Origin of the sequence: Campylobacter hyointestinalis subsp. lawsonii (assembly GCF_013372165.1) — a bacterium.
GTDB lineage: Bacteria > Campylobacterota > Campylobacteria > Campylobacterales > Campylobacteraceae > Campylobacter > Campylobacter lawsonii.
Genome location: NZ_CP053828.1, coordinates 1 through 21,857, shown reverse-complemented (window position 1 = coordinate 21,857; position 21,857 = coordinate 1). Strand labels below are relative to the sequence as shown.

Genomic DNA, 21,857 nt, shown 5'->3' with positions numbered 1-21,857 from the left:
TTTGAATTATAATGGGGCTAAAAAAGGATTAAATTTGAGATTGATTTCGTGGAATGTCAATGGACTTAGGGCTGTTGTAAATAAAGATGGATTTTCGTGGCTTGGTGAGTATAGACCAGATTTTTTGGCTTTACAAGAGATTAAGGCAAGCGAGGATAAAATCCCAGCTGAAATTTATAATCTAGGATTTGAAAATATATCTGTAAATTCAGCCAAAAGAGCGGGATATTCGGGTGTGATGAGTTTATCAAATTTAAAAACACAAAATCTAAAATCGCAGTTTTTTGATGATGATGAGGGCAGAGTTTTGGAGCATAGATTTGATAATATCCATCTTTTTAATATATATTTCCCAAATGGTCAGCAAGGTGATGATAGACTAGCGTATAAGATGGATTTTTATGATAAATTTCTAGCTTATATCAAGAGTTTGGTTAGTGAGGGTAAAGGGGTGATATTTTGTGGTGATGTAAATACGGCTCATAAAGAAATCGATCTAAAAAATCCAAAAGCTAATGCCAAAACAAGCGGATTTTTGCCGTGTGAAAGGGAGTGGATAGATAGGGTTTTAGAAGCTGGATTTATAGATAGTTTTAGGTTTATAAATGGCGATAAAGAGGACGCATACTCGTGGTGGAGCTATAGATTTAACGCAAGGGCTAAAAATGTGGGTTGGCGGATTGATTATTTTTTCATCAGCTCAAATTTAAAAGATAGGCTAAAAGATGCTTTTATACTAGGTAGCATCGAGGGTAGTGATCACTGCCCTGTGGGGATCGATATAGATTTATAAGGAGAGATTATGGATAGTGTGGTTGTAGTTATCGATATGCAAACTAAGCTTTTAAGCGTGATGAGTGATAAAAATTTGGTGGCTAATAGCGTGAAATTTCTAAAAATAGCAAATGAATTAGGGCTAAAAATAATCGCTACTGAGCAGTATAAAAAAGGTCTTGGCGAGACTGATAGCAATATAGCAAATTTGATAAACTCTAAGATATTTGAGAAATTAGAATTTTCAGCCTTTAACGCTATAAAAGATGAAATTTCAGGGTTTAAAAGCGTGATTTTAATCGGCGTTGAAGCTCATATCTGCGTATATCAAACGGCTTTAGATCTCATTCAAAATGGCTTTGGCGTAACGCTCATTGATGAGTGCGTGGGTAGTAGAAACGAAAGAAATAAAGAACTTGCTTTTTTAAATTTAAAAGAAGCAAAGATAAAATCTGCTGAAATGATAGCCTTTGAGATGATAAAAAGTGCCGAGCATACTAAATTTAAAAATATCTCAAACTTAATAAAATAGTTAAAGAGTTAGCTCATAACTCTGAGCGATGAGATCTAAGACCATCTCTTCGTTCGCTTCTTCAAGTAAGATCGATATCCAGTTCTTTTTGTTCATATGGTACGCTTGAAATATAGTTTTGTCATCTTTTAACAAAATAGCCATATCTTTTTCACACTTTAAATTTAAAATATCGACCATATCATCTCCGTTTAATCCTAGCTTGTTTCTTGGTATGCAAAGAAAAACTCCATACCATTTTTTATTTTTCAAATGCCTTAAAACAGCGTATTTTGGGTATCTTTCCCAAGGATAATCAGGTGTCGTACCATACTTTTTTTGGACATATACAAACACGGCTTCTTTAGTCATATTTATCCTTTTTTAGTTTTAAAAGATGGATATTATAGCATTTATTGCAATATTTAGAAAAAATTAAGCTATTTTAGAAACTTTAAATCCTAAATTTAGTATAATCTTAGCTATTTATGAATATATTTTGTTATTGCTTCTTAAATAAAAATTAAAAAAAAAGGGGGGGGTGGGATTGATGAAGTATGTTTCGTATGTTTTGACTTTCGCGTTTTTTGTATTTGCAATGGTTTTGATCGCTAGGTTTAAAGTCACTCCAGTGGCGATTATTTTTACTGCTTTGCAGTTTGGAATACTATTTTTAGCGATATTTGCACTAAGCGGGCAATGGCTAAGGAGCGTAAATTTTGCTAGTACCTTGCTTGTATGCGTTTATTATATATCAAATTTAACTTATCATTACTATAAAAAACCTATGTTTTTGTCTGATTTTTTACTATTTTTCGACACTGAAAACTGAATACCTGAGTATAAAGAGCTTATATTTATAATTTTGCTATATATTTTGGTGCTACTTTTTGGTATATTTGCATATCGTGACACAAAAAGAGTAAGTATTAAATTTAGAATTATCTCTATTTTTGGACTTTGATCTTTAGTAACTATATTTTAATACGCCAAAAATTTATTATGGAAAATTGGCTAAAAACATTTCCAGAAGCCAAAGAGATAAATATGAATCTCGCGATGTCTTTAGTAAATATGAGCTATCAAGCGCCGTATTTTGATGATTCTTATCCATATTTTGAAGATAAAATGAGCATCCTTATAAAGTATCAAATTTAAAGCCAAATTTAGTTCTTTTTTTGCAAGAATCCACTGCGTACTATAAAGGCGATCTAAAGCAAGTAGATATGTTTAAAGGAGATGATTTTAAATTTAAATCACTAGCTAGAGTTCATACCTTTGGGGGGGGGGGACTTTTAAGAGCGAATTTGAGATTTTAACAGGGCTTAGCGTAAATGATTTTGGGGTAAATTCATCTACCGTATTTTACAATGTAACAGAGCATTTGAGTCATTCACTACCTAAAATGTTAAAAGAGCATGGATACTACGTCATTTCGCTAAATCCATTGATGCCAAAATATTTTAACGTTTATAACGCATATAAGGATCTAGGAGTTGATAAATATTTTCACCCATACGATCTTGAGTGCGGTAAAGAATTTAAAAATGGAGACTCATATAAGAGAAGATATTTTCTAAAAAGCTAGGTGAGTATGTAAAGGAAATTTACGACAAGCATAGAGATAAAGAGCCGCTATTTATCTCTATGCCACTACTATTGATGAACATGTGCCTTATGACAGAGCGAGTAAGGTAGAGTATGGGCTTGATAAGTTTTATCCTAAAGATCAGGCTTTGGCTCTTAGTGATTATTATAAAAGACAGATAGATCTTAGTGATGCGACTTTGGACTTTGATAAATTTATGAAAAATACGAATAAACCTTATGTCTTTGCATATTTTGGGGATCATCATGGGATCTTGGGGCTAAAAGAAAACGACTTGCTTTTACCGCATAAAAATCCATTTTTTATAACCGGTTTTTATACAAAAGGTAGTGAGGAGATACAAAAACTCGCGACTACTGAGTTAAGTGAGCTTGGACTAAATACTTCTGTGCTTTTAGAGCTTATGCAAATCAAGCCAAACAAATATTTTGAAGCGATCTACGCGATGAGAAAGCTTTGTGGAGCGGTTGAGACTTGCAAAGATAAAAATCTCACAAAATCATATAAAAGTTATATTTATGATTATTTAAAAGTCGCAAGTCAAAATTCAAATAGATAAAATAAGCTATTTGCTACCGGCTATAGTCCGGCGTTTGCTATGGCTTCTGCTTGGTAGTGGGCGATGAGTGGATCTATGATCTCATCAAAAAGTCCTGCTGCCATTATAGCATCTAGCCTATAAAGAGTGAGATTGATGCGGTGATCACTGATGCGGTTTTGCGGGTAGTTGTATGTGCGGATACGACCACTTCTATCGCCTGTTCCTACTTGATCTTTTCGCTCTTTGCTCTCTTTTTCTCTACGTTCATTTTCTTGCATATCATAAAGCCTAGCTTTTAGGACTTTTATAGCAGCGTCTTTGTTTTTGTGTTGGCTTTTACCATCTTGATTTACGACGACTAAGCCTGTTGGTATGTGAGTTACACGCACTGCGCTATCTGTGGTATTTACTGACTGTCCGCCATGACCTGAGCTTCTCATAACGTCTATTTTAAGATCGTTTGGGTTTATATCTATCTCGCTATCTTCAATTTCAGGCATAATCGCCACTGTGATAGCTGAAGTATGCACTCTACCTTGACTTTCAGTTTCAGGCACTCTTTGAACTCTGTGTGTTCCGCCTTCATACTTAAGTCTTGAATAAGCACCTTCACCTTTTATAAGTAAGATAAGCTCCTTATATCCACCCGCACTTCCCTCGCTTGAACTTACTATTTCGTATTTGTAGCCACGCTCCTCAGTATATCTCATATAAGCAGTAGCTAAGTCTCCTACAAACAAAGCCGCCTCATCGCCGCCGGTACCAGCGCGTAGTTCTAAAAAGATATTTTTCTCATCATTTGGATCTTTTGGAAGAAGCAAAAGCTTTATCTCTTCTTCTAGCTTTGGAAGCTCTGTTTCTAGCGCTTTTAATTCATCTTTAGCAAGTTCGCCTAGTTCTAGATCTTCAAGTAGAGTTTTATTTTCTTCTATAGAGTTTAAGATATTTAAGTATCTATCGGTGGCGTCTTTTATAGGTTCTAAGTTTCTTTGCTCTTTTGAGAGTTTAGTCATACGAGATATATCATTTATGACTGATGGATCGCTAAGCAGAGTATCTAGCTCATCGTAGCGATCTAAAAAGGGACGTAGTTTGTCAGCTAACATTTAAATTTAAATTATGCAGCTAATGTATTTACTAACTTTGCTAAGCGACTAACTTTTCTAGAAGCGGTTTCTTTTTTAAGAAATCCTTTGCTTACAAAGCTGTGGAAGTTTTTATTTACATCTTTTAAAAGAAGTAGAGCAGCGTCTTTGTCGCCCTTTGCTACTGCAACTCTTACCGCTTTGGTTAAATTTTTAAGTCTTGTGCGGTAAAATCTATTTCTCTCAGTTCTTTTTATAGTTTGTCTTGCTCTTTTTTCAGCAGATTTGTGGTTTGCCATAACTTACCTTTTTCATAATTTTAGTCGGTGATTATACCCTAAAGATAATTAAATAAATCTGAATTTAAGTCAAATTTAATCATCAAATCTTTTCTTTTAAATTTTAAATGTTTATATGTATCAAATTTAAAATCTTTTTGCTAAAATGCGTTTTAAATTTTAACATTAAAAATCAAAAGAAGGCAAAATTATGAAGCTTTTTGGAACTGATGGAGTTAGAGGCAGAGCCGGAGAAAAGCTAAATGCGATGACTGCGATGCGTCTAGCTATGGCTGCTGGAATTTATTTTCGTAAAAACTCAATTACAAATAAGATATTAGTCGGAAAAGATACTAGAAAAAGTGGCTATATGATAGAAACTTCTATCGTCGCTGGACTAACTGCTGTAGGATATAATGTGATACAAATAGGACCTATGCCAACTCCTGCAATAGCGTTTTTAACCGAAGATATGAGATGCGATGCTGGCATAATGATAAGTGCGAGTCACAATCCGTTTGATGATAATGGCATCAAATTTTTTGATAGTTTTGGAAACAAACTAAATGTTGAGGCTGAAAAAGCGATAGAAGATATATTTTATAATGATGAAATGATAAATGCAAACCAAAAAACAGGACTTGAGATCGGTCAGTCAAAAAGGATCGATGATGTGATCGGCAGATACATAGTTCATATCAAAAACTCATTTCCAGCTAAGCTTACCTTAAAAGGTTTGCGAGTTGTTTTGGACGTGGCAAACGGCGCTGTTTATAAAGTCGCTCCTACGGTATTTAGCGAGCTAGGTGCTGAGATAATCGTGCTAAATGATGAGCCAAACGGCGGAAATATAAATTTAAATTGCGGTGCTTTACATCCTGAGAATTTGGCTAAAGAGGTTAAACATTTAAGAGCAGATATCGGTTTTGCTTTTGATGGCGATGCTGATAGACTAGTAGTCGTAGATGAAAATGGCAGGGTCGTTGATGGCGACGCTCTACTTGGTATTTTAGCAACTTATCTTGATGAAAATAAGATGCTTGATAAAAAAGAGATAGTAACTACTGTGATGAGTAATGCTGCGCTTGATGACTATCTAGTAAAACATAAAATCAAACTACTTCGCTCAAACGTGGGCGATAAATTTGTTCTTGAGATGATGAAAGAAAATGGTATAAATTTTGGCGGCGAACAGAGCGGTCATATTATATTTAGTGATTTTTCAAAGACTGGCGACGGGCTTGTTTCAGCGCTTCAAGTTAGTGCTTGTTTGCTTGCAAAAAGCAAAAAAGCAAGTGAGATATTTGATGTTATAAAACCATATCCACAAAAGCTTTTAAATTTAAAAGTAGCAGATAAAAAACCTCTTGATAGCATCAAAGGTCTTAAAGAACTCGAAGATGAACTCAAAAAAATAGGAATAAGAACACTATTTAGATATTCTGGTACAGAAAACGTTATAAGGCTTTTGCTTGAAGGACGTGATGAGGCGTTGGTAGCTAAAAAAATGTCCGAAGTTGAAAAATTCTTTACAAAAGCATTAAATGAGTAGAGTGGTTTTTAAATTTCTATCGTATTTTGCTGCTGTTTTTGCTGTTGATCAGATCATAAAATGGATATTTTTAAACGGGTTTAGATATAAAAGCGAATTTATAGATCTGATTTTGGTCTATAATAAAGGCGTTGCTTTTTCTATGTTTTCGTTTTTGGGTGAAAATTTAAAATATATCCAACTAGCTCTTATCGCCGTTCTTTTAGGCTATCTTTTTGGTCAAAAAGAGCTTTTGAGATCTCATAGTGCCGCGTTTGGGCTTTTGCTTGGCGGTGGCTGCTCAAATATACTTGATCGTTTCGTTCATGGCGGAGTTGTGGATTATATATTTTGGCATAAATGGTTTAATTTTGCCGTATTTAACTTCGCAGATATGATGATCGATCTAGCTATAGTTATCATTTTGATACAAAGTTTTTTATATAGGAAAAAATAGTGACTAGAAATATCTATATAGCGTATGCGCTTTGGTTTTTCTTAGGCGGTTTTGGTGCTCATAGAATTTATTGTGGTAAATTTTTGAGCGGAATTTTACAGCTTTTACTTTTTTGGGTCGGAAGTTTCACAGCTATATTTTTAGTAGGTTATCTTTTTCTTGCTATTTGGGGAATTTGGTGGCTAGTAGATATATTTTTAACTTCTAAAATGGTTTATGAAGTAAATGATATAAACAATCTTGAAAAATCCCTTAGCCAGACTCAAAATCTTAAAAATATAGAGAAATTATATGATTTATACCAAAGTGGCGCGATAAGCAAAGATGAGTTTGAAAGGCGAAAAGCGTCTATTTTAGGCTAGTCTAGAGAAATTTAAATTTTTGTATGTTATACTAACGAAAAATTTTATTGAGGAGTTACAAAATGAGCTATGAAGCTTATTTATGGATTAAATGGTTGCATTACGTAGCTTTTATATCGTGGATGGCTATGCTTTTTTATCAGCCAAGACTTTATGTTTATCACGCAGAACACATACAAAATCATGGATTTGTCGATGTGGTAAAAATCCAAGAAAGCAAACTTTATAATGGTATAGGCTGGATAGCTATGGGAGTTACGCTTCTTAGCGGACTTGCTATACTTGTGTTTGCTAAGCCTGAGCTTATGAAAGCTGGATATTTTCATATCAAACTACTTTGCGTTGTTATTTTGATAGCTTATCATTTTAGTTTAGGATATTATCTAAAACAATTTAAAGAAAATCGCTGTAAAAAAAGTGGCAAATTCTTTAGAATGTATAATGAAGTGCCTACTATAATTATGTTTATAATCATATATGCTATGATAGTAAAGGCGAATTTGATTTAAATTTGGGTTTTTACCCAAATTTAAGTGATAAGATTGTATAATATCCCCCTTTGGTTCTATAGCTCAGTTGGTAGAGCATCACCTTGACATGGTGGGGGTCACAGGTTCAAGTCCTGTTAGAGCCACCATTTATTCTAGTTTTATCTTTATAAATTACCCTTTTTTATCAAGGTTACTTGCATGAAAACTTTTATATTGTTGCTTGGCGCTTTTTTGTGTATAAATTTACTTGCAAAACCATCAAATGAAATACCAAAGATCAGCAGTAAAGCGTATGAGATTTTTGAAATACATAGTCCGTTTTATTTTGAAAATAACAGTACAAGATATAAGGTTTTTACCGCAAAAACTAAGCGCCAAACAAGCGAATTAACAGTCATATATACTCTTGATGGCAATGCGTTTTTTCCTACTCTTTTAAATTTATATGCAGATAGTTTTATAGATAAAGCTTCAAATTTATTGATCGTTGCTATAGGATATGATAGCGATTTGGCTTTTGATACTTTAAAAAGGACTAAGGACTACACGCCAAAAGTAACCAAAGAAGAGTTTAGTAAAGGCGGAAATGCAGACATATTTTTGGAATTTGTAAAAACTAGCATCATACCTTCTATAGAAAAAAGCTATAACGTAAGTTCTCCAAAACGCGCTATTTTTGGCCATTCTTTTGGAGCGTTATTTGCATTAAATGCTTTGCTTAAGTCAAGCGATACGTTTCATTATTATTTCATTGCTTCGCCGTCTTTATGGTGGGGCGATGGTTCTTTTTTACCGCAAAATATCACTTTAAAAAGTTGCCCTGAAATTTACATCACAATTGGCAGTTTAGAAAGACAAAGAGGCAAAATTCATACTATAAATGCAAAGAATTTAGCCGATCGGATAGGCTTACAAAGTGGTTGCTGGGTCAAATTTAAAATGTTTGAAAATGAAACTCACGGTAGCGTGATACCAAAAGCGATGTCTTTAATGATAGATGAGATTTTAGATCAAGATGCAAAAAAGCATCTTGAATAATTAAAAACTAAATTATATTTTTATTACCTTGTAAATTTAACGTCTCCATATATACTTTGTATCTAGCTTATCATACTTTGTAATATCTCAAATCATCTCCACGCCTAGATCTGTTTTTCCATAATTAATCGTATTTTTAAGCCTAAATAGGCTTAAACTTAAAAAAATTTAAAAATATAGATTTTGGAATAATTTTTGCATATATATCTCAAAAATATTTTTAGGATACTTTATGGAAAGTCTAAATTCATTATTAAATAACGTATCTCAGCCTACAGCGCAAGTTAAAAAAACAGATACTCTAAGTGGAGGAAGCGACGAAGGTGGAGATTTTCTATCATTTGTTTTAGATAGCGTAAATAAAAATATCAGCGAAAAAGATACAAAAAAGATAATCTCAAGTCAAAAAACATCTAATACAAATAGCACAAAGCTAGATGTAAGCGACACCAAAACTCTTTTAGAAAATGCCGATTTTATCCAGCTTTTAGGGCTTTTAGAGTCTTTGAATGGTGGCGAAAAGTTGAGTAGTTTTCCAACACTTTCAAATAACCTAGCCAAACTTTTATCAACAGAAAAAAACGTAAATGAGATAAAAGGTGCAAAAAATTTACAAGACCTTATAAATTTAAGTAAAAAATTTGATCTTAATCTTAGCAATATAAAAATCACAAAAGAAGACGTAGCAACACTAAAAGAGCAGTTTAAAGGACTTGCACAAAGCGGTTTTTTTGACTTTCAAGAAGTTATTTTAGACCAGGTAACAAAGAAAAAAGTACAAAACGTTTTAGAACAAACTACAAAAAAAGATGAAACTATAAATTTAAATAAACTGCTTCAAAGCGTTACCCCTAAAGAAACTATTTTAAAAGATGAAAAATCTTTAAATTTAAAACAAACAAACAAACAAAGCGATGTATCCTTAGCAAAAATAGATGGCGATAAAACACTTTCAAAAGCTGTATCTACCACTATAGATAAAGATAACAAGCTAACTAATAAAATGGCTGAATCTAATAACGATATAAAAAATGAGATAAAAACACAAACTACAAATACAACAAATATAAAAGAGCCTACTACAAAACATAAAACTGATCCTAGCATAGATGAATACCTTGCAAATTTAACAAAAAAAGCTATAAAAGAGCAAGTAAATGAGACGCAAAATAGTAAATTTGATAATAAAAACAGCATCTCTTTGCAAGACTTACTAAAAGACACGAGCTTAGAAACTAGCGCAAATGAGAGCAATTCAGGCGAGTCAAATACGAATTCCAACCAAAATAGCCTTGTTAAAGATATCATCGCAAATGCAAAAATGCAGGCCAAAAATATTCAGATAAAACAGACTTTTGAGACATTTGCAAGTGATTTACAAGAAAAGATAAATGAATACAAGCCACCAGTTACAAGATTTCATATGACTTTAAATCCAGGAAATCTCGGCGAAGTCGAAGTAACTATGATAAATCGTGGAAATAATCTTCATATAAATTTCAACTCAAACAACCAAACTATGCAGCTTTTTATACAAAATCAAGCTGAATTTAAAAATAGCCTTGTAAATATGGGTTTTACCGAACTTTCTATGAATTTTAGCGACCAAAGACAGAGCGGAAATCAAAACGATCGTGGCAAATTTAAAAATTATGACCAAAACTTTGATGAGCAAAATAGCGATGAAGAAAAAGTCGTTCTAGAGCTTGTCTTGCCACGCTATATTTAAGTGGAATAAAATTTGCTTAGATAAAATCAACAAAGCATTAAAGGATTTAAAATGGCAATCAGTTCAGTAAATAACACTACAACTCCGACATTTACGACAGACAAATGGGCAGCAGACAAAACTGCTGAAAAAGAAAATGGCGTAGCAGGTACAGGGACAAACCCAAACTCAACCCTTGATAAAGATGCCTTTATGAAGCTTCTTCTTACAGAACTTCAATATCAAGATCCAACCGAAACTATGGATAGTGCAAAGATGCTTGAACAAACCAGTCAGTTAGCAACTCTTGAAATGCAAGAAAATACAAATAAAGTTATGAAACAACTCACCGAGCAGATGCAAGGTAGTCTTTCGATGACTGCTATGAGCGCACTTGGCAAAATAGCAAATCTCTCAAATGCTATATCAAAAGATACGGCTACTAGTAGAGTGGATTTTAAAATAAACTTTGGAAGTGATGCGAAATTTGGTAATATCGGGATTTACAATTCAACAGGAGATTTGATAAAAAATATACCATTTAATGAGTTAAACAAAGGTACAAATAGCTTTACTTGGGACGGCACTGATGATAATGGTTTGCAAACATCAGCTGGAGAGTATGTAATAAAAGCAAGCTATACAGATAAAAATGACCAAAAACAAGAAGCAATCATCGGCTCATACCCTGTTGAAGCAGTTAAATTTGTAGATGGTGTAGCTCAAGTAAAAATAGCAGGCGAGTATATTTCCATAGACAAAATATCTGAATTTACAGAACCTGTTAAAAAGACTACAGCATCAAATAGTGGTGAAAGTAGTAGTGAGGATACAAACTCATGATGATAGGATTTTACAACGGTATCAGTGGGGTAAAATCTCAAGGATTTGGTATCGATGTAGTTGCAAATAACATATCAAACGTAAATAATGTCGGCTTTAAGTCAAGCACACCTGAGTTTAAAAGCATATTTTATCAGACTCTTGCGCAAGGCTCTACTCCAGTAACCTCTCAAATAGGACTTGGCTCGACTAGTATGGCAACTTCCTTGCAATTCTCTCAAGGTAATATAACTAGCACTGATAAAGTGTTTGATATGGCTATCGAAGGAGATGGATTTTTTGGCGTAAGCGTGGGCAATGAGCTGTATTTTACTAGAAACGGCGATTTCATAATAGACTCAAATGGAGATATGGTAGATTCTAGCGGTAGATACTTACAAGGTACAATGGCAAATTTATCGCCTATAGGTCTTAGTCAAAACGCACAAGATAAACTAGGAGCAGGAACAAACGGCGAAGCATTTACGGTTGAGACTGGAAACTCTATCAATCTTGGAGCAGTCGATGCACAGACAAAAATACATCTACCAAACATACTTTTTATACCAGCTACTGCTACAACTGAAGTTAAACTAAAAGGAAATTTGGATTCTAGTCTTATAAAAGACAATGTAAAACTAAATTTAAATATAAATCCAACAACAAAAGAAGAGTTAAATTTAACCAACGATCAGATAAATCAAACTTTAGATAAAGCAGCTCAAAGACTAAACATAAATGGGGATTTAAACGTAGCTGAACACAAAATGGATATCGGCGAAAATCAAACCGTAAATTTAAAAATCACAGATAAAAACGGCAAGGTTTTAGAAGTAGATACAAAAACCGATAAGGATGGTAAATTTAGCCTAAATAATATCGATGTAAAAGACTTAAATTTAGATGGGGATTTAAATATAACTGCAAATTCTACTACAGAAATGCTAGATAAAGATGCAAAAACTATCTCTTTAAAAGGCGATTTAAAAGATACTCCAGAAGTGTTAAGCATAAATGAAAATCAAGAAGTAACTATAAAGATAACAGACATTGATGGAAAACAAGTTACAGCAAGAGCTACAGCCGACAAAGACGGCAAATTTGAGATAAAAAACTATGACGTCAGTAAGCTAAATTTGGACGAAGAGCTGACCATTGCTGCAGAAGCTATTGTAAAACAAGAAGTCCCAAATAAATTTAGCTCAACTACAGACGTATATAACGCAGATGGCACAAAAAATATTATAAAACTAGAGTATGAAAAACAAATTCCACAAAATGCAGATCAAACTATCTGGAACGTAACTGCTACGATGAAATCACCTAAAAACGAAGTTTTAAGCACTTCTACAGGCGCACTTACTTACAATAACAAAGGTGCTCTAGTTTCAAGTACAATTAACGAAATAGGCGGTGTAAAACTAAATTTTGGTAGTTTTTATACCGAAGGTACGCCAAACTCTGGTTATGATGGCTTAGTAACAAGTGCAAATAAGTCTGTGATGACAAATGTTATAAAAGATGGCTTTGCTGAGGGAATTTTAAAAGAATATAGTATGAACGATAACGGCGAAATAATAGCTGTATTTGACAATGGAAAGATGAGTTCTGTAGCTAAAGTGGCACTTTATCATTTTCAAAATGACCAAGGACTAAGCAAAGTAGGCGAAAATGCTTACTCTGCGACTTCAAATTCAGGCAGACCGATATTTTTTACAGATAAAAACGGCGAAGTGATATATGGAGCAAAGATACAAAATAGATCACTTGAGATGTCAAATGTCGATCTAGGCACGTCTTTGACTGATCTTATAATTATGCAAAAAGCTTACGATGCAAGTGCGAAGTCTATCACTACAAGTGATCAGATGATACAAAAAGCGATAAATATGAAAAAATAAATTTGTTATGTTGGTATGGATTAATACTGACATAACAAATAGAGTAAATAATCTTTTAAAAATTTAAAAAAGCTCAACCCACTTTTTTTCAAGATATAAATATGCTTTAGCATAAGATAATTTTTGCAAAATGTCTATTTAAAAATGTCTATTTAAATATACAAAAACTAAATTTATACTATTTTATAAGATATGATTAGTAGTAAATTTATCTACATAAAACATTAAATTCCACCACTCTAAGAGCTATAAGTGGTAAGAAAAAGCTAAATTTTATCAACTATATCTTTTAACTTCTTCTAAAAAATATTCATAAACTCTTTGTTGTATGAGTGCGTCTTCTTCGCTACTATCTAACATAAGACGTCTAAGATGAGCAAAATCTATCTTTTTAGCGTAGCGTTTTATGTTTTTTAGTTCATCATCTATGTCTTGTAAAAGGTTGTCTAAATTTAAAAAATTAAGAACTTTTACTTTATTTACATACTCTTTTACAGTTTGCGTCAAGACGCCTATCCTTTTCACATCATTTGGATAAATTTCGTTCGCGATATCTTTTATATCTTCAAAATCGCTATCAGATATATTTTTTTTGGCACATATCATCGCAGCAAATATCTTCGCTCGAAACTCTAAAGATCTATGATGCGGGATAAAAAGTTCCCTAAAAACCGATAGCAAATGAAATTTAACGTTCATAAAATAATCCTAATTTAAGTATGATTTAGATATAATCCTTTTCGCCTTTCCTTAGACCTGTGCAATGCTTTTAAAAAGAACCGCTTCAGGATGGGAACATAGCAGAGCACTTTTTCTTAGTGTGTGCCGCAGTCATCTGGGGAAGGGTTTTTAAAGTTTTATATCAAAATACTCTATAATCTCAGCACAAATTTTGCTAAAATCGACGCTTTCTATCTTTGGATTTTTATCAAATTTAGCTTGTATATTGCTAAATCCGCTGACTAAATCCTTGCTTTTTACACCATAACTTATGGAAATTCCCGCTTCTACATAAGCGGCTAGATTGTCGCAGTATTTTAGAGCTTTACCATCTATAGCATTAAACTCATTATCATTTACACTACTCATACTGCCTTCAAAATGCACTGGAATGGTTTTTTTTATACGATTTTCAAATTCATCTTTTTTAAAAACACCATCTTCTTTTCTAACACCTAAAATATAACTAAACTCGTCTCTAAAACTCTCAGGAACAAAAGGTAAAATTCGCTCATCTATAAGCCTCATCTCATATTCGCTTATTATCTCATTTAGTCCGCTTATACCATATTTTACTGGACTTATGATGTCACGCGTAAGGCTTTCTGGTAAGTCGTGAAACAAAGCGCAATAAAAGTTATTTTCAAGTCGTTTTGGACAAGCCCCTACTTTTAAGCTATAAAAATAAGCAAATATCGCCACAACTAGCATATGTCCTAATACCGCAGTCTCAGGAATGCGCTGAGTTTGTGCCCAACGCTTTTGGAAGCGAAGACGTCCGCTTAGATCTATAATACGAGCTAGTTTTTGATTCATAGCGATCTTACGAACTCCTATAAGTTCATAGTAATCTTCTAGTTCCTCATCAACTTTTTGTTTTAACTCTTCTATATCACTTAAAAACTTGCTAGTTTGATAAACTATACTAAACTCCCATTTTGTCGCTATATAGCTAGCCGCTTTTAAGATAAGACGCTCTTTTTGATGAGTTTTATCGTCTTGATAAGCTTTAAACCTTTCAAAAAAATTACCATCGTCGATATCTTCAACCATATTTTCAAGTTTAGTTAAAATCCAGCTTTGTATTTCTTTATTTTTGGATTTTTGGATCTGATGAAACACATCAGGGCGTATGTCAGTCACTACTACACGACTTAAAAACTCAAAAACACAGCCTTCTATGATATAGTTCATATCAATCTCAGGCTCGAGTTTTGCGATAAAATAAGCTATTATAAATTTATGTGCTTGTTTGTCAAGCTCGACTAAATTTACCATTTTTGGATAGTCATTCCAACGTGAAATCGAAGCAGCTTTAAAGATATGATCGATGAGTTTAGCGTTTATCATTTTTGAGCCTTAAAATTTGCGAGTAGTTTCTAAAGTGATAGAACTTACGTCAAATTTTTCTTTGCGAACTAAATTTGAATCTAGTTCTATAACCGTATGCACGTTTCCACGCGGATTAAAGTCACCCACAACGCGTAAATACTTTGGATTTAACTTTTTATCTAAAGTATCATAGATCTCATTTATACTTGCTTCGTGGCTTATATGGCGGTTTAAAAAGCTATTTATATAGAGTTTTATCGCTTTTAGTTCGACTACAAAGTCACGCGGCACGTAAGTTAAGTATATAGTCGCAAAATCAGGATATCCCGAGCGCGGACAAAAGCACACGAACTCAGGTAAAGTTATGCGTATAGCATAGTCGTTTTTACTAGAGTTTGGCCAAATTTCAAGATCTTTTTCTATATCAAATTCATTTATTATTTTTTCACCATATTTCACTGAATTTCTCCTAAAGTATTTTTTGGTTTATCTATACAAAATCCTTGTAAAAAATCTATACCGCTCTTTTTTACTTTATCGTAAATTTCATCTTTATCGATAAATCTTATTATAGTTTTTATACCAAGATTTTTTGATAATATTTCTATGCTTTGTAATATCTTTTCAAATTTAGAATCATTTAGATTTTTACTAAATTCCATATCGTAGATTATATAATCAACTTCTAAATATTTTAGATATTCTAAGCTGGAATTTTGACCACCAAAATGAGATAAAGCAAAGCAAAAGCCCTGTTTTTTGTATTCGTTTAATATCTCTTTAAATTTATTTATCTGTTTAAAATAACTCTCTTCAAAAAACTCAAATACAATCTTATTTGGATCTATATTTTTATCTCTTACTAATTTAAAGAATTTAGTCATAAACTCGTGATTTCTTATACTAACGGGCGAAATTTCTATAAAAAGTTTATGCTTTATCTTATTGAAATTTAGATCTTCAAACAATAATTTTATAATTTCAAGATCATATTTTATCTCATAACCCATTTGATTTATAATTTTTGTGAGTTTGTATTTTGGTATATTTTGAGAATTAAATTTAAGTTTTTGTATAAGATATATCATATCTTTATCAAATTTATTATCTTTTATAGTTTGAAACTTTAAAATAAAATTTCTGTTTTGTATGGCATCATAAATCATCTTTTCATAATCATTTATATCGATTTTTTTGCTATTTTCATCATCTAATATCTTATAAAAAAGTGCTGAAATCGTACTATTTAAATTTAGGTCATAACTATTTGGCAACATACTAAAAACCATGTTTATCTCTATATTGTTTATGCCTTTTTTAGATATATAAAGCTCAAATTCTTTTAATATATGACTAAGAGAGCTCTCTTTAGAATCTAAAAGCATCAAAAAATAACCATCAAAATACTTTCCTATAGGAATATTATATAGATTTTTTTTCTTTAAAAAATACTCTAATTCAATGACAAAAAGCCTTAAAATTTGATCTAAATTCTCAAAACCATATCTTTGATTTATCTCATTTAAATTTTTTATGCCTATCATCACGATATTTCTGTTTTCTTGTTTTTTTATACTTTTTTGAATTATATCTTTTATCTTTTCTTTTGTGAATGTTTTAGTATTTTGGTCTATAAAGCTTGAGTTAAAACCTTGATATATCATAAAAAAAGTGTAATAAACATAGGCTAAAGTAAGTGCTAAAAATAATACAAGATCTTGTTTAGCAAATAGATCAATCTTTAAAAAAGTATAACCCCAAAAAAATAGTACGAAGATAAATGGAATAGCTATACGAAGTGCAAGAGCAAAGCGATTGCTTCGCTCCTTTGTTTGGCTATAAAGCATCAAACGTCCAGATGCTTTACATCTTTTGCGTGTGTTTGGATATATTCACGTCTAGGTTCGACTTCATCACCCATAAATAGCTCAAAAACTCCACTTGCAGCTTCCATATCTTTTACGTCGATTTTTAACAAACGTCTATTTTCTGGATTCATAGTCGTATCCCAAAGTTGGCTTGGATTCATCTCTCCAAGACCTTTATAGCGTTGTATATAAGCGCCTTTTTTACCATTTTTTTCTATCTCTTCAAGCAATTCTACTGGATCTCTTTTTAGATCTATCTCACGCTCTTTCATTTTTGTAAAGATATGAACGGCTTCTTCATAAAGAGGATTTGCAAAAAGATTATCATTTATAATAAGTTCTTCAAGTCCGTTTTCAGTCTGTACATAAACCCTTATCTCATCTTCATTAACGTATGAATTTAAGATATTAAATCCTTCATCTTCAAGCTTTTTCTTGATAACTCCAAAAAGTTCATTATAATCTTTTGCTATAATATCTGGATTTTCTATCATATATCTTATGGCAATTAGGACATTAAAGCGTTTTTTAAGTTCAATAAGTATGCTTCTATAAGCCGCTATTATCTTTAGATAATCGATCAAATCTTTATTTCCGACACCTTCAAAACTCTCTCCTTCGATACCTGTTTCTATAAGGAATTCATTTAAAGCTTTTTCATCTTTTAGATAAATTTCTTTTTTACCTTTTTTATATCTATAAAGTGGTGGTTGAGCTAGATAAACATATCCATTTTCAATAATTGGCGTAAGAAATCTAAAGAAAAATGTAAGAAGCAGAGTCTGAATATGACTTCCATCTACATCAGCATCGGTCATAATGATGATTTTATGATATCTTAATTTACTAGCATCAAACTCATCACCTATACCACAACCAAATGCGGTTATCATATTTTTTATCTCTTCAGATTTTAGGATTTTATCAAGCCTACTTTTTTCTACATTTAAAATTTTACCACGAAGTGGAAGTATCGCTTGAAATGCTCTATCGCGACCTTGTTTTGCAGAACCTCCAGCAGAATCACCCTCAACAAGGTAAATTTCACTCTCGCTTGGGTCTTTGCTTTGACAATCAGCTAACTTACCAGGAAGTGTTCCAACACTATTTAAATTATCTTTTTTTCGTGTTAAATCTCTTGCTTTTTTGGCTGCTTCTCTACCACGAGCTGCCAAAAGAGCTTTATTCATAATAGCTTTTGCTTCGATAGGATTTTCTTCAAAATATTTACAAAGTACTTCAAAAGTCATCTTTTGAACGATAGGTTTTACATAACTTGAACCTAGTTTTCCTTTAGTTTGTCCTTCAAACTGAGGTTCTGGAACTTTTACGCTAACTACTGCAATAAGACCTTCTCTTATATCATCTCCAGTTATTTTCGTGTCTTTTTCACGAGCTGCGGCGTTTGCTGCTATGTAATTTGTAATGGCTCTAGTAAGTCCAGCTCTAAAACCTGCTTCGTGAGTTCCACCATCAGGAGTTTTTATATTATTTACAAAGCTTAGTAAATTTTCACTATATGTTTCATTATAAAGTAGGGCAAAATCAACTATAACATCATCTTCGCCACCACTAAAGCTCACAGCTTTGCTTACTGGATTGCTTTTATTCATATCAGTTACAAAGCTCTCAAGTCCGCCATCAAAGTGGTAAGTTTCATTAAAGCCGTCTCTTTGATCTTTAAAATTTATGGTAATTTTTGGATTTAGATAGGCTAATTCTTTAAATCTTTTAGCTAAAATTTCTCTATCAAATTTAGTTATTTCAAAGATAGTATCATCAGGCCAAAACTCAACGCTAGTTCCTGTTTTATTAGTAGTTTTGATAACTTCTAGATCGGTTTGTGGTATGCCTTTAGCAAATTCTTGCCTATGAAGTTTGCCATCTCTTTTTATATTTAAAACTAATTTTTTAGATAGGGCATTTACAACTGATACACCAACTCCGTGAAGTCCGCCTGAGACCTTATATGTATCTTTATCAAATTTACCCCCAGCGTGAAGTACAGTTAAAACGACTGTCGCAGCTGAAATTTTCTCTGTAGGGTGAATATCAACTGGAATTCCCCTACCATTATCTGTAATTATAGCTGAGCCTTCATTTGTAAGTTCAATATCGATAGTATCACAATATCCTGCCATAGCTTCATCTATAGAGTTATCTACTACTTCATAGATCATATGATGAAGACCATTTATATTTGTATCGCCTATATACATTCCAGGGCGTTTTCTTACAGCTTCTAGTCCTTTTAAAACCTTAATATTTCCAGCACCATAATCTTTATTTTCTAAATTTTCCATTTCATTCCTTATATATTTACCGGCATTATAATAGTTTTTAAATCACCTGATCTTAATATAAAAGGTAGTCCTGAATCATTATATCCAAGAGAAAATTCGCTATCTTCTATACTTGTTAAAAAGTCTAACATAAATCTATTTTTCATACCAATTACTATCTCTTCAGATATATTATTTTTGTATTCTATCAGAGTTTTTGCTTCGCTATTGTCTTCATTTATACTTTCAAAGCTTATATTTTCAGCGTTAAAAGTTATTTTTATGTATTCTGATAGCATAGATATAGTTTTTATACCTTCTATCATTTTTTCTCTATTTAGGATTAAATTTTGTTTTGTTTCATTAGGAACAACTCTATTATAGTCAGGATATTTTCCATTTATTAGTTTTGTGAAGAACTCAAAGTTTTGTGAAACGGCTATAAGTATATTTTCATCATAGTAAATTTCTATATTTTCAAAAAATAGTTTTTGAATTTCAGTTATAGCTTTTTTTGGTATTATTATATTTGAGTTTTCATTATCAGAGTTTGTTTCTAGCTTGTAGATACTAAGTCTTTTAGTATCTGTTCCGACTAAATTTATATATTCTTTTTTTACGTCTATTAAAGCTCCGGTTAGTTCTATTTTTGAATTTACTGCTTCGATTGAATTTGATATTTTTCTTAAGCTTTTACTTAATAGTCCTGCGTTTATATCAAATTTCTTTTTATTTTCTAAATTTGGAAATGATGGAAAATCTTCTGCTTTTTGCATAGGTAGTCTATATTTTGAATTATTTTGTTTTATATAAAGGTGATTTTGTATAGTTTCTAGCATTATATCGCCGTCTTTTAGACTTTTGATTATATCAAGAAGTTTTTTTCCATTTGCAGTAGCTTTTCCTTCATCATTTATTACAGCATTTTTTACTTTATAAGCTAGACCTATTTCGTGATCTGTTGCTTTTATACTTAAAATTCCATCTTTTGCAGATATGAAAATATGCGAAGTTATGGAACTAAGGTCTTTTTTTTCTAGGTAAGGATTTGTGTTTGTTACTATTGATTCAAGGACATTTTTTTTGATTAAAACTTTCATTTTTTTGCCTTTTAAATTTAAATTATATTTTTTTATTTAGTTAGTATGTTGATTTTGTGAAAACCAACATCAAACGCCTTTAAATTTGATATTTTATGGTTGAAAAACTTTTTTTATATTTTCACAGATTTTCACATTATTCCTTTGAAGTTATCTTATTTTTTAGCTCTTCGACTCTTGCTTTAAAATATTCATCGTTATTGATTATCTCATTTATTTTTTTTATGTTATGACTAACTGCGCTATGGTCTTTTAATCCAAAATGCGATGCTAGTTGAGGCATTGAGTTTGGAGTAAGAGATTTTGCTAAATATATACAAATTCTTCTAGCTTCTACTATGCCTTTTGTACGACTTTTACTTTTTATATCGCTTGGTTTTATATTCATCTCTTTGCTTACACAATCTATGATATTTTCAAGGCTTATATTTTCTTTTTTCTCTTTTATCTGATCTTTAATAACGTTTTTAGCAAATTCAAGAGTTATTTCTTGACGCATAATATTTGCAAATGCATTTATGTTTATGATAGCACTTTCTATCTCGCGGATATTGTCACCCATATTTGTAGCTATGTATTCTGTTATATCACTGCTTAAATTTATACCATCAAACTCACATTTTGCTTTTATAATGCGTATTTTAGTATCAAGCTCAGGTGGCGTGATATCAGCCATAAGTCCCCATTCAAAACGACTTTTTAATCTTTCTTCAAAACCTTTTAGCATTTTTGGCGGTTTATCTGAAGTCATAACTATCTGACCTTTTTTGGCGTGAATTTCATTGAAAGTATGAAAAAACTCCTCTTGTGTTTTTTCTGACTTATGAAAAAACTGGATATCGTCTATAAGCAAAACATCACAACTACGATATTTTTCTTTAAATTTATTCATAGTTCTATTTTCAACGTTTCTCATAAAATCGCTCATAAATTGTTCGCTAGTTACGCATATAACTGTTTTTCCGTGTTCTAAGCAGTAATTTCCGATGGATTGTAAAAGGTGAGTTTTACCAAGTCCGGTTGAGCCGTATATAAAAAGTGGATTATAAACAAGACCTGGATTTGCTGCTACTTGTTTTGAACTAATATATGCGAATTGATTTGAGTCGCCTACGACGAAGTTTTCAAAAGTATAGCTTGGATTTAAAAGCGAACTTTGAGTTCTGATCTGTTTTACATCTACGTCTTTTGTTTTGATAGATAGTCTATTTTTTTGAGTAGTGATGCTTATATTTGGTTTATTTCCTGTTTTTATCTCAAAAAGATGAGCGATCTTAGAAGCATATCTAGTTTGTATAAATTTAGCCATAAGTTCGTTTGGTGCTGTAAAAATAGCAGTTTCATTATTTGATAATTTTTCATTGAATTTAATTTGAGATATGTAGTTTTCCATCTCATTTTTTGAAATTTCTTGACTTAAAAGTTCTAAGACTTCATTTGCTAACAA

The 21,857-nt window shown here is 32.0% G+C and carries 25 protein-coding genes, 1 tRNA gene and 1 other RNA gene; 17 read left to right on the top strand and 10 right to left on the bottom strand.

Features of this window, described 5'->3' with window-relative positions; all coding sequences use genetic code 11:
• Positions 1–34: 34 nt before the first annotated feature.
• Complete coding sequence (locus CHLWT_RS00135) at positions 35–793, top strand: exodeoxyribonuclease III (protein WP_112000812.1); 759 nt, start codon at positions 35–37, stop codon at positions 791–793.
• Positions 794–802: 9 nt separating this feature from the next.
• Entirely contained in the window at positions 803–1,306 is a 504-nt protein-coding gene (locus tag CHLWT_RS00130; RefSeq protein WP_112000813.1) for an isochorismatase family protein, read from the top strand.
• On the opposite strand, the gene CHLWT_RS00125 is transcribed toward CHLWT_RS00130, so the two are convergent.
• On the bottom strand, positions 1,307–1,657 hold the full coding sequence (locus CHLWT_RS00125; RefSeq protein WP_112000814.1) for an MmcQ/YjbR family DNA-binding protein: 351 nt from the start codon (positions 1,655–1,657) through the stop codon (positions 1,307–1,309).
• A gap of 178 nt (positions 1,658–1,835) precedes the next feature.
• On the opposite strand from CHLWT_RS00125, the gene CHLWT_RS00120 reads away from it, so the two are divergent.
• The 5 genes from CHLWT_RS00120 (at position 1,836) to CHLWT_RS00100 (ending at position 3,453) form a co-directional block, all read left to right on the top strand.
• On the top strand, positions 1,836–2,117 hold the full coding sequence (locus CHLWT_RS00120) for a hypothetical protein (protein WP_170253188.1): 282 nt from the start codon (positions 1,836–1,838) through the stop codon (positions 2,115–2,117).
• Between the two features lie 170 nt (positions 2,118–2,287).
• Positions 2,288–2,443 (top strand): hypothetical protein, encoded by a 156-nt coding sequence (locus tag CHLWT_RS00115; protein WP_170253189.1) that lies wholly within the window; start codon positions 2,288–2,290, stop codon positions 2,441–2,443.
• A gap of 20 nt (positions 2,444–2,463) precedes the next feature.
• The gene (locus CHLWT_RS00110) at positions 2,464–2,604 is read left to right on the top strand and encodes a hypothetical protein (protein WP_176320843.1); all 141 of its coding nucleotides are present in this window, start codon (positions 2,464–2,466) and stop codon (positions 2,602–2,604) included.
• On the top strand, positions 2,598–2,873 hold the full coding sequence (locus CHLWT_RS00105) for an alkaline phosphatase family protein (protein WP_342354104.1): 276 nt from the start codon (positions 2,598–2,600) through the stop codon (positions 2,871–2,873). The genes CHLWT_RS00110 and CHLWT_RS00105 overlap by 7 nt, the downstream gene beginning before the upstream one ends.
• 82 nt (positions 2,874–2,955) lie before the next feature.
• Positions 2,956–3,453: a hypothetical protein gene (locus CHLWT_RS00100; RefSeq protein ID WP_170253191.1), complete on the top strand. Its 498-nt coding sequence runs from the start codon at positions 2,956–2,958 to the stop codon at positions 3,451–3,453.
• 20 nt (positions 3,454–3,473) lie between these two features.
• On the opposite strand, the gene prfA is transcribed toward CHLWT_RS00100, so the two are convergent.
• Complete coding sequence (gene prfA / locus CHLWT_RS00095; protein WP_063997420.1) at positions 3,474–4,541, bottom strand: peptide chain release factor 1; 1,068 nt, start codon at positions 4,539–4,541, stop codon at positions 3,474–3,476.
• Between the two features lie 11 nt (positions 4,542–4,552).
• Positions 4,553–4,819, bottom strand: coding sequence for a 30S ribosomal protein S20 (rpsT, locus tag CHLWT_RS00090; protein WP_063997419.1), 267 nt, complete (start codon positions 4,817–4,819; stop codon positions 4,553–4,555).
• Between the two features lie 190 nt (positions 4,820–5,009).
• Here rpsT and glmM point away from each other — a divergent pair, with 190 nt between their 5' ends.
• The 9 genes from glmM (at position 5,010) to CHLWT_RS00045 (ending at position 13,108) form a co-directional block, all read left to right on the top strand.
• Positions 5,010–6,350 (top strand): phosphoglucosamine mutase, encoded by a 1,341-nt coding sequence (gene glmM, locus CHLWT_RS00085; protein WP_112000084.1) that lies wholly within the window; start codon positions 5,010–5,012, stop codon positions 6,348–6,350.
• Positions 6,343–6,786 (top strand): signal peptidase II, encoded by a 444-nt coding sequence (gene lspA / locus CHLWT_RS00080; RefSeq protein WP_059432960.1) that lies wholly within the window; start codon positions 6,343–6,345, stop codon positions 6,784–6,786. Before glmM ends, lspA begins: the two co-directional genes overlap by 8 nt.
• A complete protein-coding gene (locus CHLWT_RS00075; protein ID WP_059432961.1) occupies positions 6,786–7,148 on the top strand; it encodes an NINE protein in 363 nt (120 codons plus the stop codon). Before lspA ends, CHLWT_RS00075 begins: the two co-directional genes overlap by 1 nt.
• Before the next feature lie 62 nt (positions 7,149–7,210).
• Entirely contained in the window at positions 7,211–7,657 is a 447-nt protein-coding gene (hemJ, locus tag CHLWT_RS00070) for a protoporphyrinogen oxidase HemJ (protein ID WP_063997416.1), read from the top strand.
• Positions 7,658–7,709: 52 nt separating this feature from the next.
• Positions 7,710–7,785, top strand: a tRNA-Val gene (locus tag CHLWT_RS00065).
• A gap of 52 nt (positions 7,786–7,837) precedes the next feature.
• Positions 7,838–8,677 carry an alpha/beta hydrolase gene (locus CHLWT_RS00060; RefSeq protein WP_112000083.1) on the top strand — a complete coding sequence of 280 codons (840 nt, stop codon included), beginning with the start codon at positions 7,838–7,840 and terminating at the stop codon, positions 8,675–8,677.
• A gap of 232 nt (positions 8,678–8,909) precedes the next feature.
• On the top strand, positions 8,910–10,406 hold the full coding sequence (locus CHLWT_RS00055; RefSeq protein WP_112000082.1) for a flagellar hook-length control protein FliK: 1,497 nt from the start codon (positions 8,910–8,912) through the stop codon (positions 10,404–10,406).
• A gap of 51 nt (positions 10,407–10,457) precedes the next feature.
• Positions 10,458–11,228 carry a flagellar basal body rod modification protein gene (locus CHLWT_RS00050; RefSeq protein WP_112000081.1) on the top strand — a complete coding sequence of 257 codons (771 nt, stop codon included), beginning with the start codon at positions 10,458–10,460 and terminating at the stop codon, positions 11,226–11,228.
• On the top strand, positions 11,225–13,108 hold the full coding sequence (locus CHLWT_RS00045) for a flagellar hook-basal body complex protein (RefSeq protein ID WP_112000080.1): 1,884 nt from the start codon (positions 11,225–11,227) through the stop codon (positions 13,106–13,108). Before CHLWT_RS00050 ends, CHLWT_RS00045 begins: the two co-directional genes overlap by 4 nt.
• Positions 13,109–13,384: 276 nt before the next feature.
• Here the strand turns inward: CHLWT_RS00045 and CHLWT_RS00040 are convergent, their stop codons facing one another.
• Positions 13,385–13,807: a hypothetical protein gene (locus CHLWT_RS00040; RefSeq protein ID WP_111949241.1), complete on the bottom strand. Its 423-nt coding sequence runs from the start codon at positions 13,805–13,807 to the stop codon at positions 13,385–13,387.
• A gap of 48 nt (positions 13,808–13,855) precedes the next feature.
• Between CHLWT_RS00040 and ffs the strand changes: the two genes are divergently transcribed.
• Positions 13,856–13,953: signal recognition particle sRNA small type (ffs, locus tag CHLWT_RS00035), an RNA gene on the top strand.
• Positions 13,954–13,957: 4 nt separating this feature from the next.
• Here the strand turns inward: ffs and CHLWT_RS00030 are convergent.
• The 6 genes from CHLWT_RS00030 to dnaA all read right to left on the bottom strand — a co-directional run bounded on the left by CHLWT_RS00030 (position 13,958) and on the right by dnaA (position 21,857).
• Entirely contained in the window at positions 13,958–15,178 is a 1,221-nt protein-coding gene (locus CHLWT_RS00030) for an HD domain-containing protein (RefSeq protein ID WP_112000079.1), read from the bottom strand.
• A 9-nt stretch (positions 15,179–15,187) separates the two neighbouring features.
• Complete coding sequence (gene queF / locus CHLWT_RS00025) at positions 15,188–15,619, bottom strand: preQ(1) synthase (protein ID WP_112000078.1); 432 nt, start codon at positions 15,617–15,619, stop codon at positions 15,188–15,190.
• Positions 15,616–17,007, bottom strand: a complete 1,392-nt coding sequence (locus CHLWT_RS00020; RefSeq protein ID WP_111985335.1) for an EAL domain-containing protein — start codon at positions 17,005–17,007, stop codon at positions 15,616–15,618. The genes queF and CHLWT_RS00020 overlap by 4 nt, the downstream gene beginning before the upstream one ends.
• Positions 17,007–19,331: a DNA topoisomerase (ATP-hydrolyzing) subunit B gene (gene gyrB / locus CHLWT_RS00015; RefSeq protein WP_112000077.1), complete on the bottom strand. Its 2,325-nt coding sequence runs from the start codon at positions 19,329–19,331 to the stop codon at positions 17,007–17,009. Before gyrB ends, CHLWT_RS00020 begins: the two co-directional genes overlap by 1 nt.
• An 8-nt stretch (positions 19,332–19,339) precedes the next feature.
• On the bottom strand, positions 19,340–20,410 hold the full coding sequence (dnaN, locus tag CHLWT_RS00010) for a DNA polymerase III subunit beta (RefSeq protein ID WP_063997406.1): 1,071 nt from the start codon (positions 20,408–20,410) through the stop codon (positions 19,340–19,342).
• 136 nt (positions 20,411–20,546) lie between these two features.
• Positions 20,547–21,857 (bottom strand): chromosomal replication initiator protein DnaA, encoded by a 1,311-nt coding sequence (dnaA, locus tag CHLWT_RS00005; RefSeq protein ID WP_063997405.1) that lies wholly within the window; start codon positions 21,855–21,857, stop codon positions 20,547–20,549.

What these genes read in the sequence shown, in the direction of transcription:
- CHLWT_RS00130 (WP_112000813.1), top strand. Translation starts at nt 803, where the DNA reads ATGGATAGTGTGGTTGTAGTTATCGATATGCAAACTAAGCTTTTAAGC.
- CHLWT_RS00125 (WP_112000814.1), bottom strand. Translation starts at nt 1,657, where the DNA reads ATGACTAAAGAAGCCGTGTTTGTATATGTCCAAAAAAAGTATGGTACG.
- CHLWT_RS00120 (WP_170253188.1), top strand. Translation starts at nt 1,836, where the DNA reads ATGAAGTATGTTTCGTATGTTTTGACTTTCGCGTTTTTTGTATTTGCA.
- CHLWT_RS00115 (WP_170253189.1), top strand. Translation starts at nt 2,288, where the DNA reads ATGGAAAATTGGCTAAAAACATTTCCAGAAGCCAAAGAGATAAATATG.
- prfA (WP_063997420.1), bottom strand. Translation starts at nt 4,541, where the DNA reads ATGTTAGCTGACAAACTACGTCCCTTTTTAGATCGCTACGATGAGCTA.
- rpsT (WP_063997419.1), bottom strand. Translation starts at nt 4,819, where the DNA reads ATGGCAAACCACAAATCTGCTGAAAAAAGAGCAAGACAAACTATAAAA.
- glmM (WP_112000084.1), top strand. Translation starts at nt 5,010, where the DNA reads ATGAAGCTTTTTGGAACTGATGGAGTTAGAGGCAGAGCCGGAGAAAAG.
- lspA (WP_059432960.1), top strand. Translation starts at nt 6,343, where the DNA reads ATGAGTAGAGTGGTTTTTAAATTTCTATCGTATTTTGCTGCTGTTTTT.
- hemJ (WP_063997416.1), top strand. Translation starts at nt 7,211, where the DNA reads ATGAGCTATGAAGCTTATTTATGGATTAAATGGTTGCATTACGTAGCT.
- CHLWT_RS00060 (WP_112000083.1), top strand. Translation starts at nt 7,838, where the DNA reads ATGAAAACTTTTATATTGTTGCTTGGCGCTTTTTTGTGTATAAATTTA.
- CHLWT_RS00055 (WP_112000082.1), top strand. Translation starts at nt 8,910, where the DNA reads ATGGAAAGTCTAAATTCATTATTAAATAACGTATCTCAGCCTACAGCG.
- CHLWT_RS00050 (WP_112000081.1), top strand. Translation starts at nt 10,458, where the DNA reads ATGGCAATCAGTTCAGTAAATAACACTACAACTCCGACATTTACGACA.
- CHLWT_RS00045 (WP_112000080.1), top strand. Translation starts at nt 11,225, where the DNA reads ATGATGATAGGATTTTACAACGGTATCAGTGGGGTAAAATCTCAAGGA.
- CHLWT_RS00040 (WP_111949241.1), bottom strand. Translation starts at nt 13,807, where the DNA reads ATGAACGTTAAATTTCATTTGCTATCGGTTTTTAGGGAACTTTTTATC.
- CHLWT_RS00030 (WP_112000079.1), bottom strand. Translation starts at nt 15,178, where the DNA reads ATGATAAACGCTAAACTCATCGATCATATCTTTAAAGCTGCTTCGATT.
- CHLWT_RS00020 (WP_111985335.1), bottom strand. Translation starts at nt 17,007, where the DNA reads ATGCTTTATAGCCAAACAAAGGAGCGAAGCAATCGCTTTGCTCTTGCA.
- gyrB (WP_112000077.1), bottom strand. Translation starts at nt 19,331, where the DNA reads ATGGAAAATTTAGAAAATAAAGATTATGGTGCTGGAAATATTAAGGTT.
- dnaN (WP_063997406.1), bottom strand. Translation starts at nt 20,410, where the DNA reads ATGAAAGTTTTAATCAAAAAAAATGTCCTTGAATCAATAGTAACAAAC.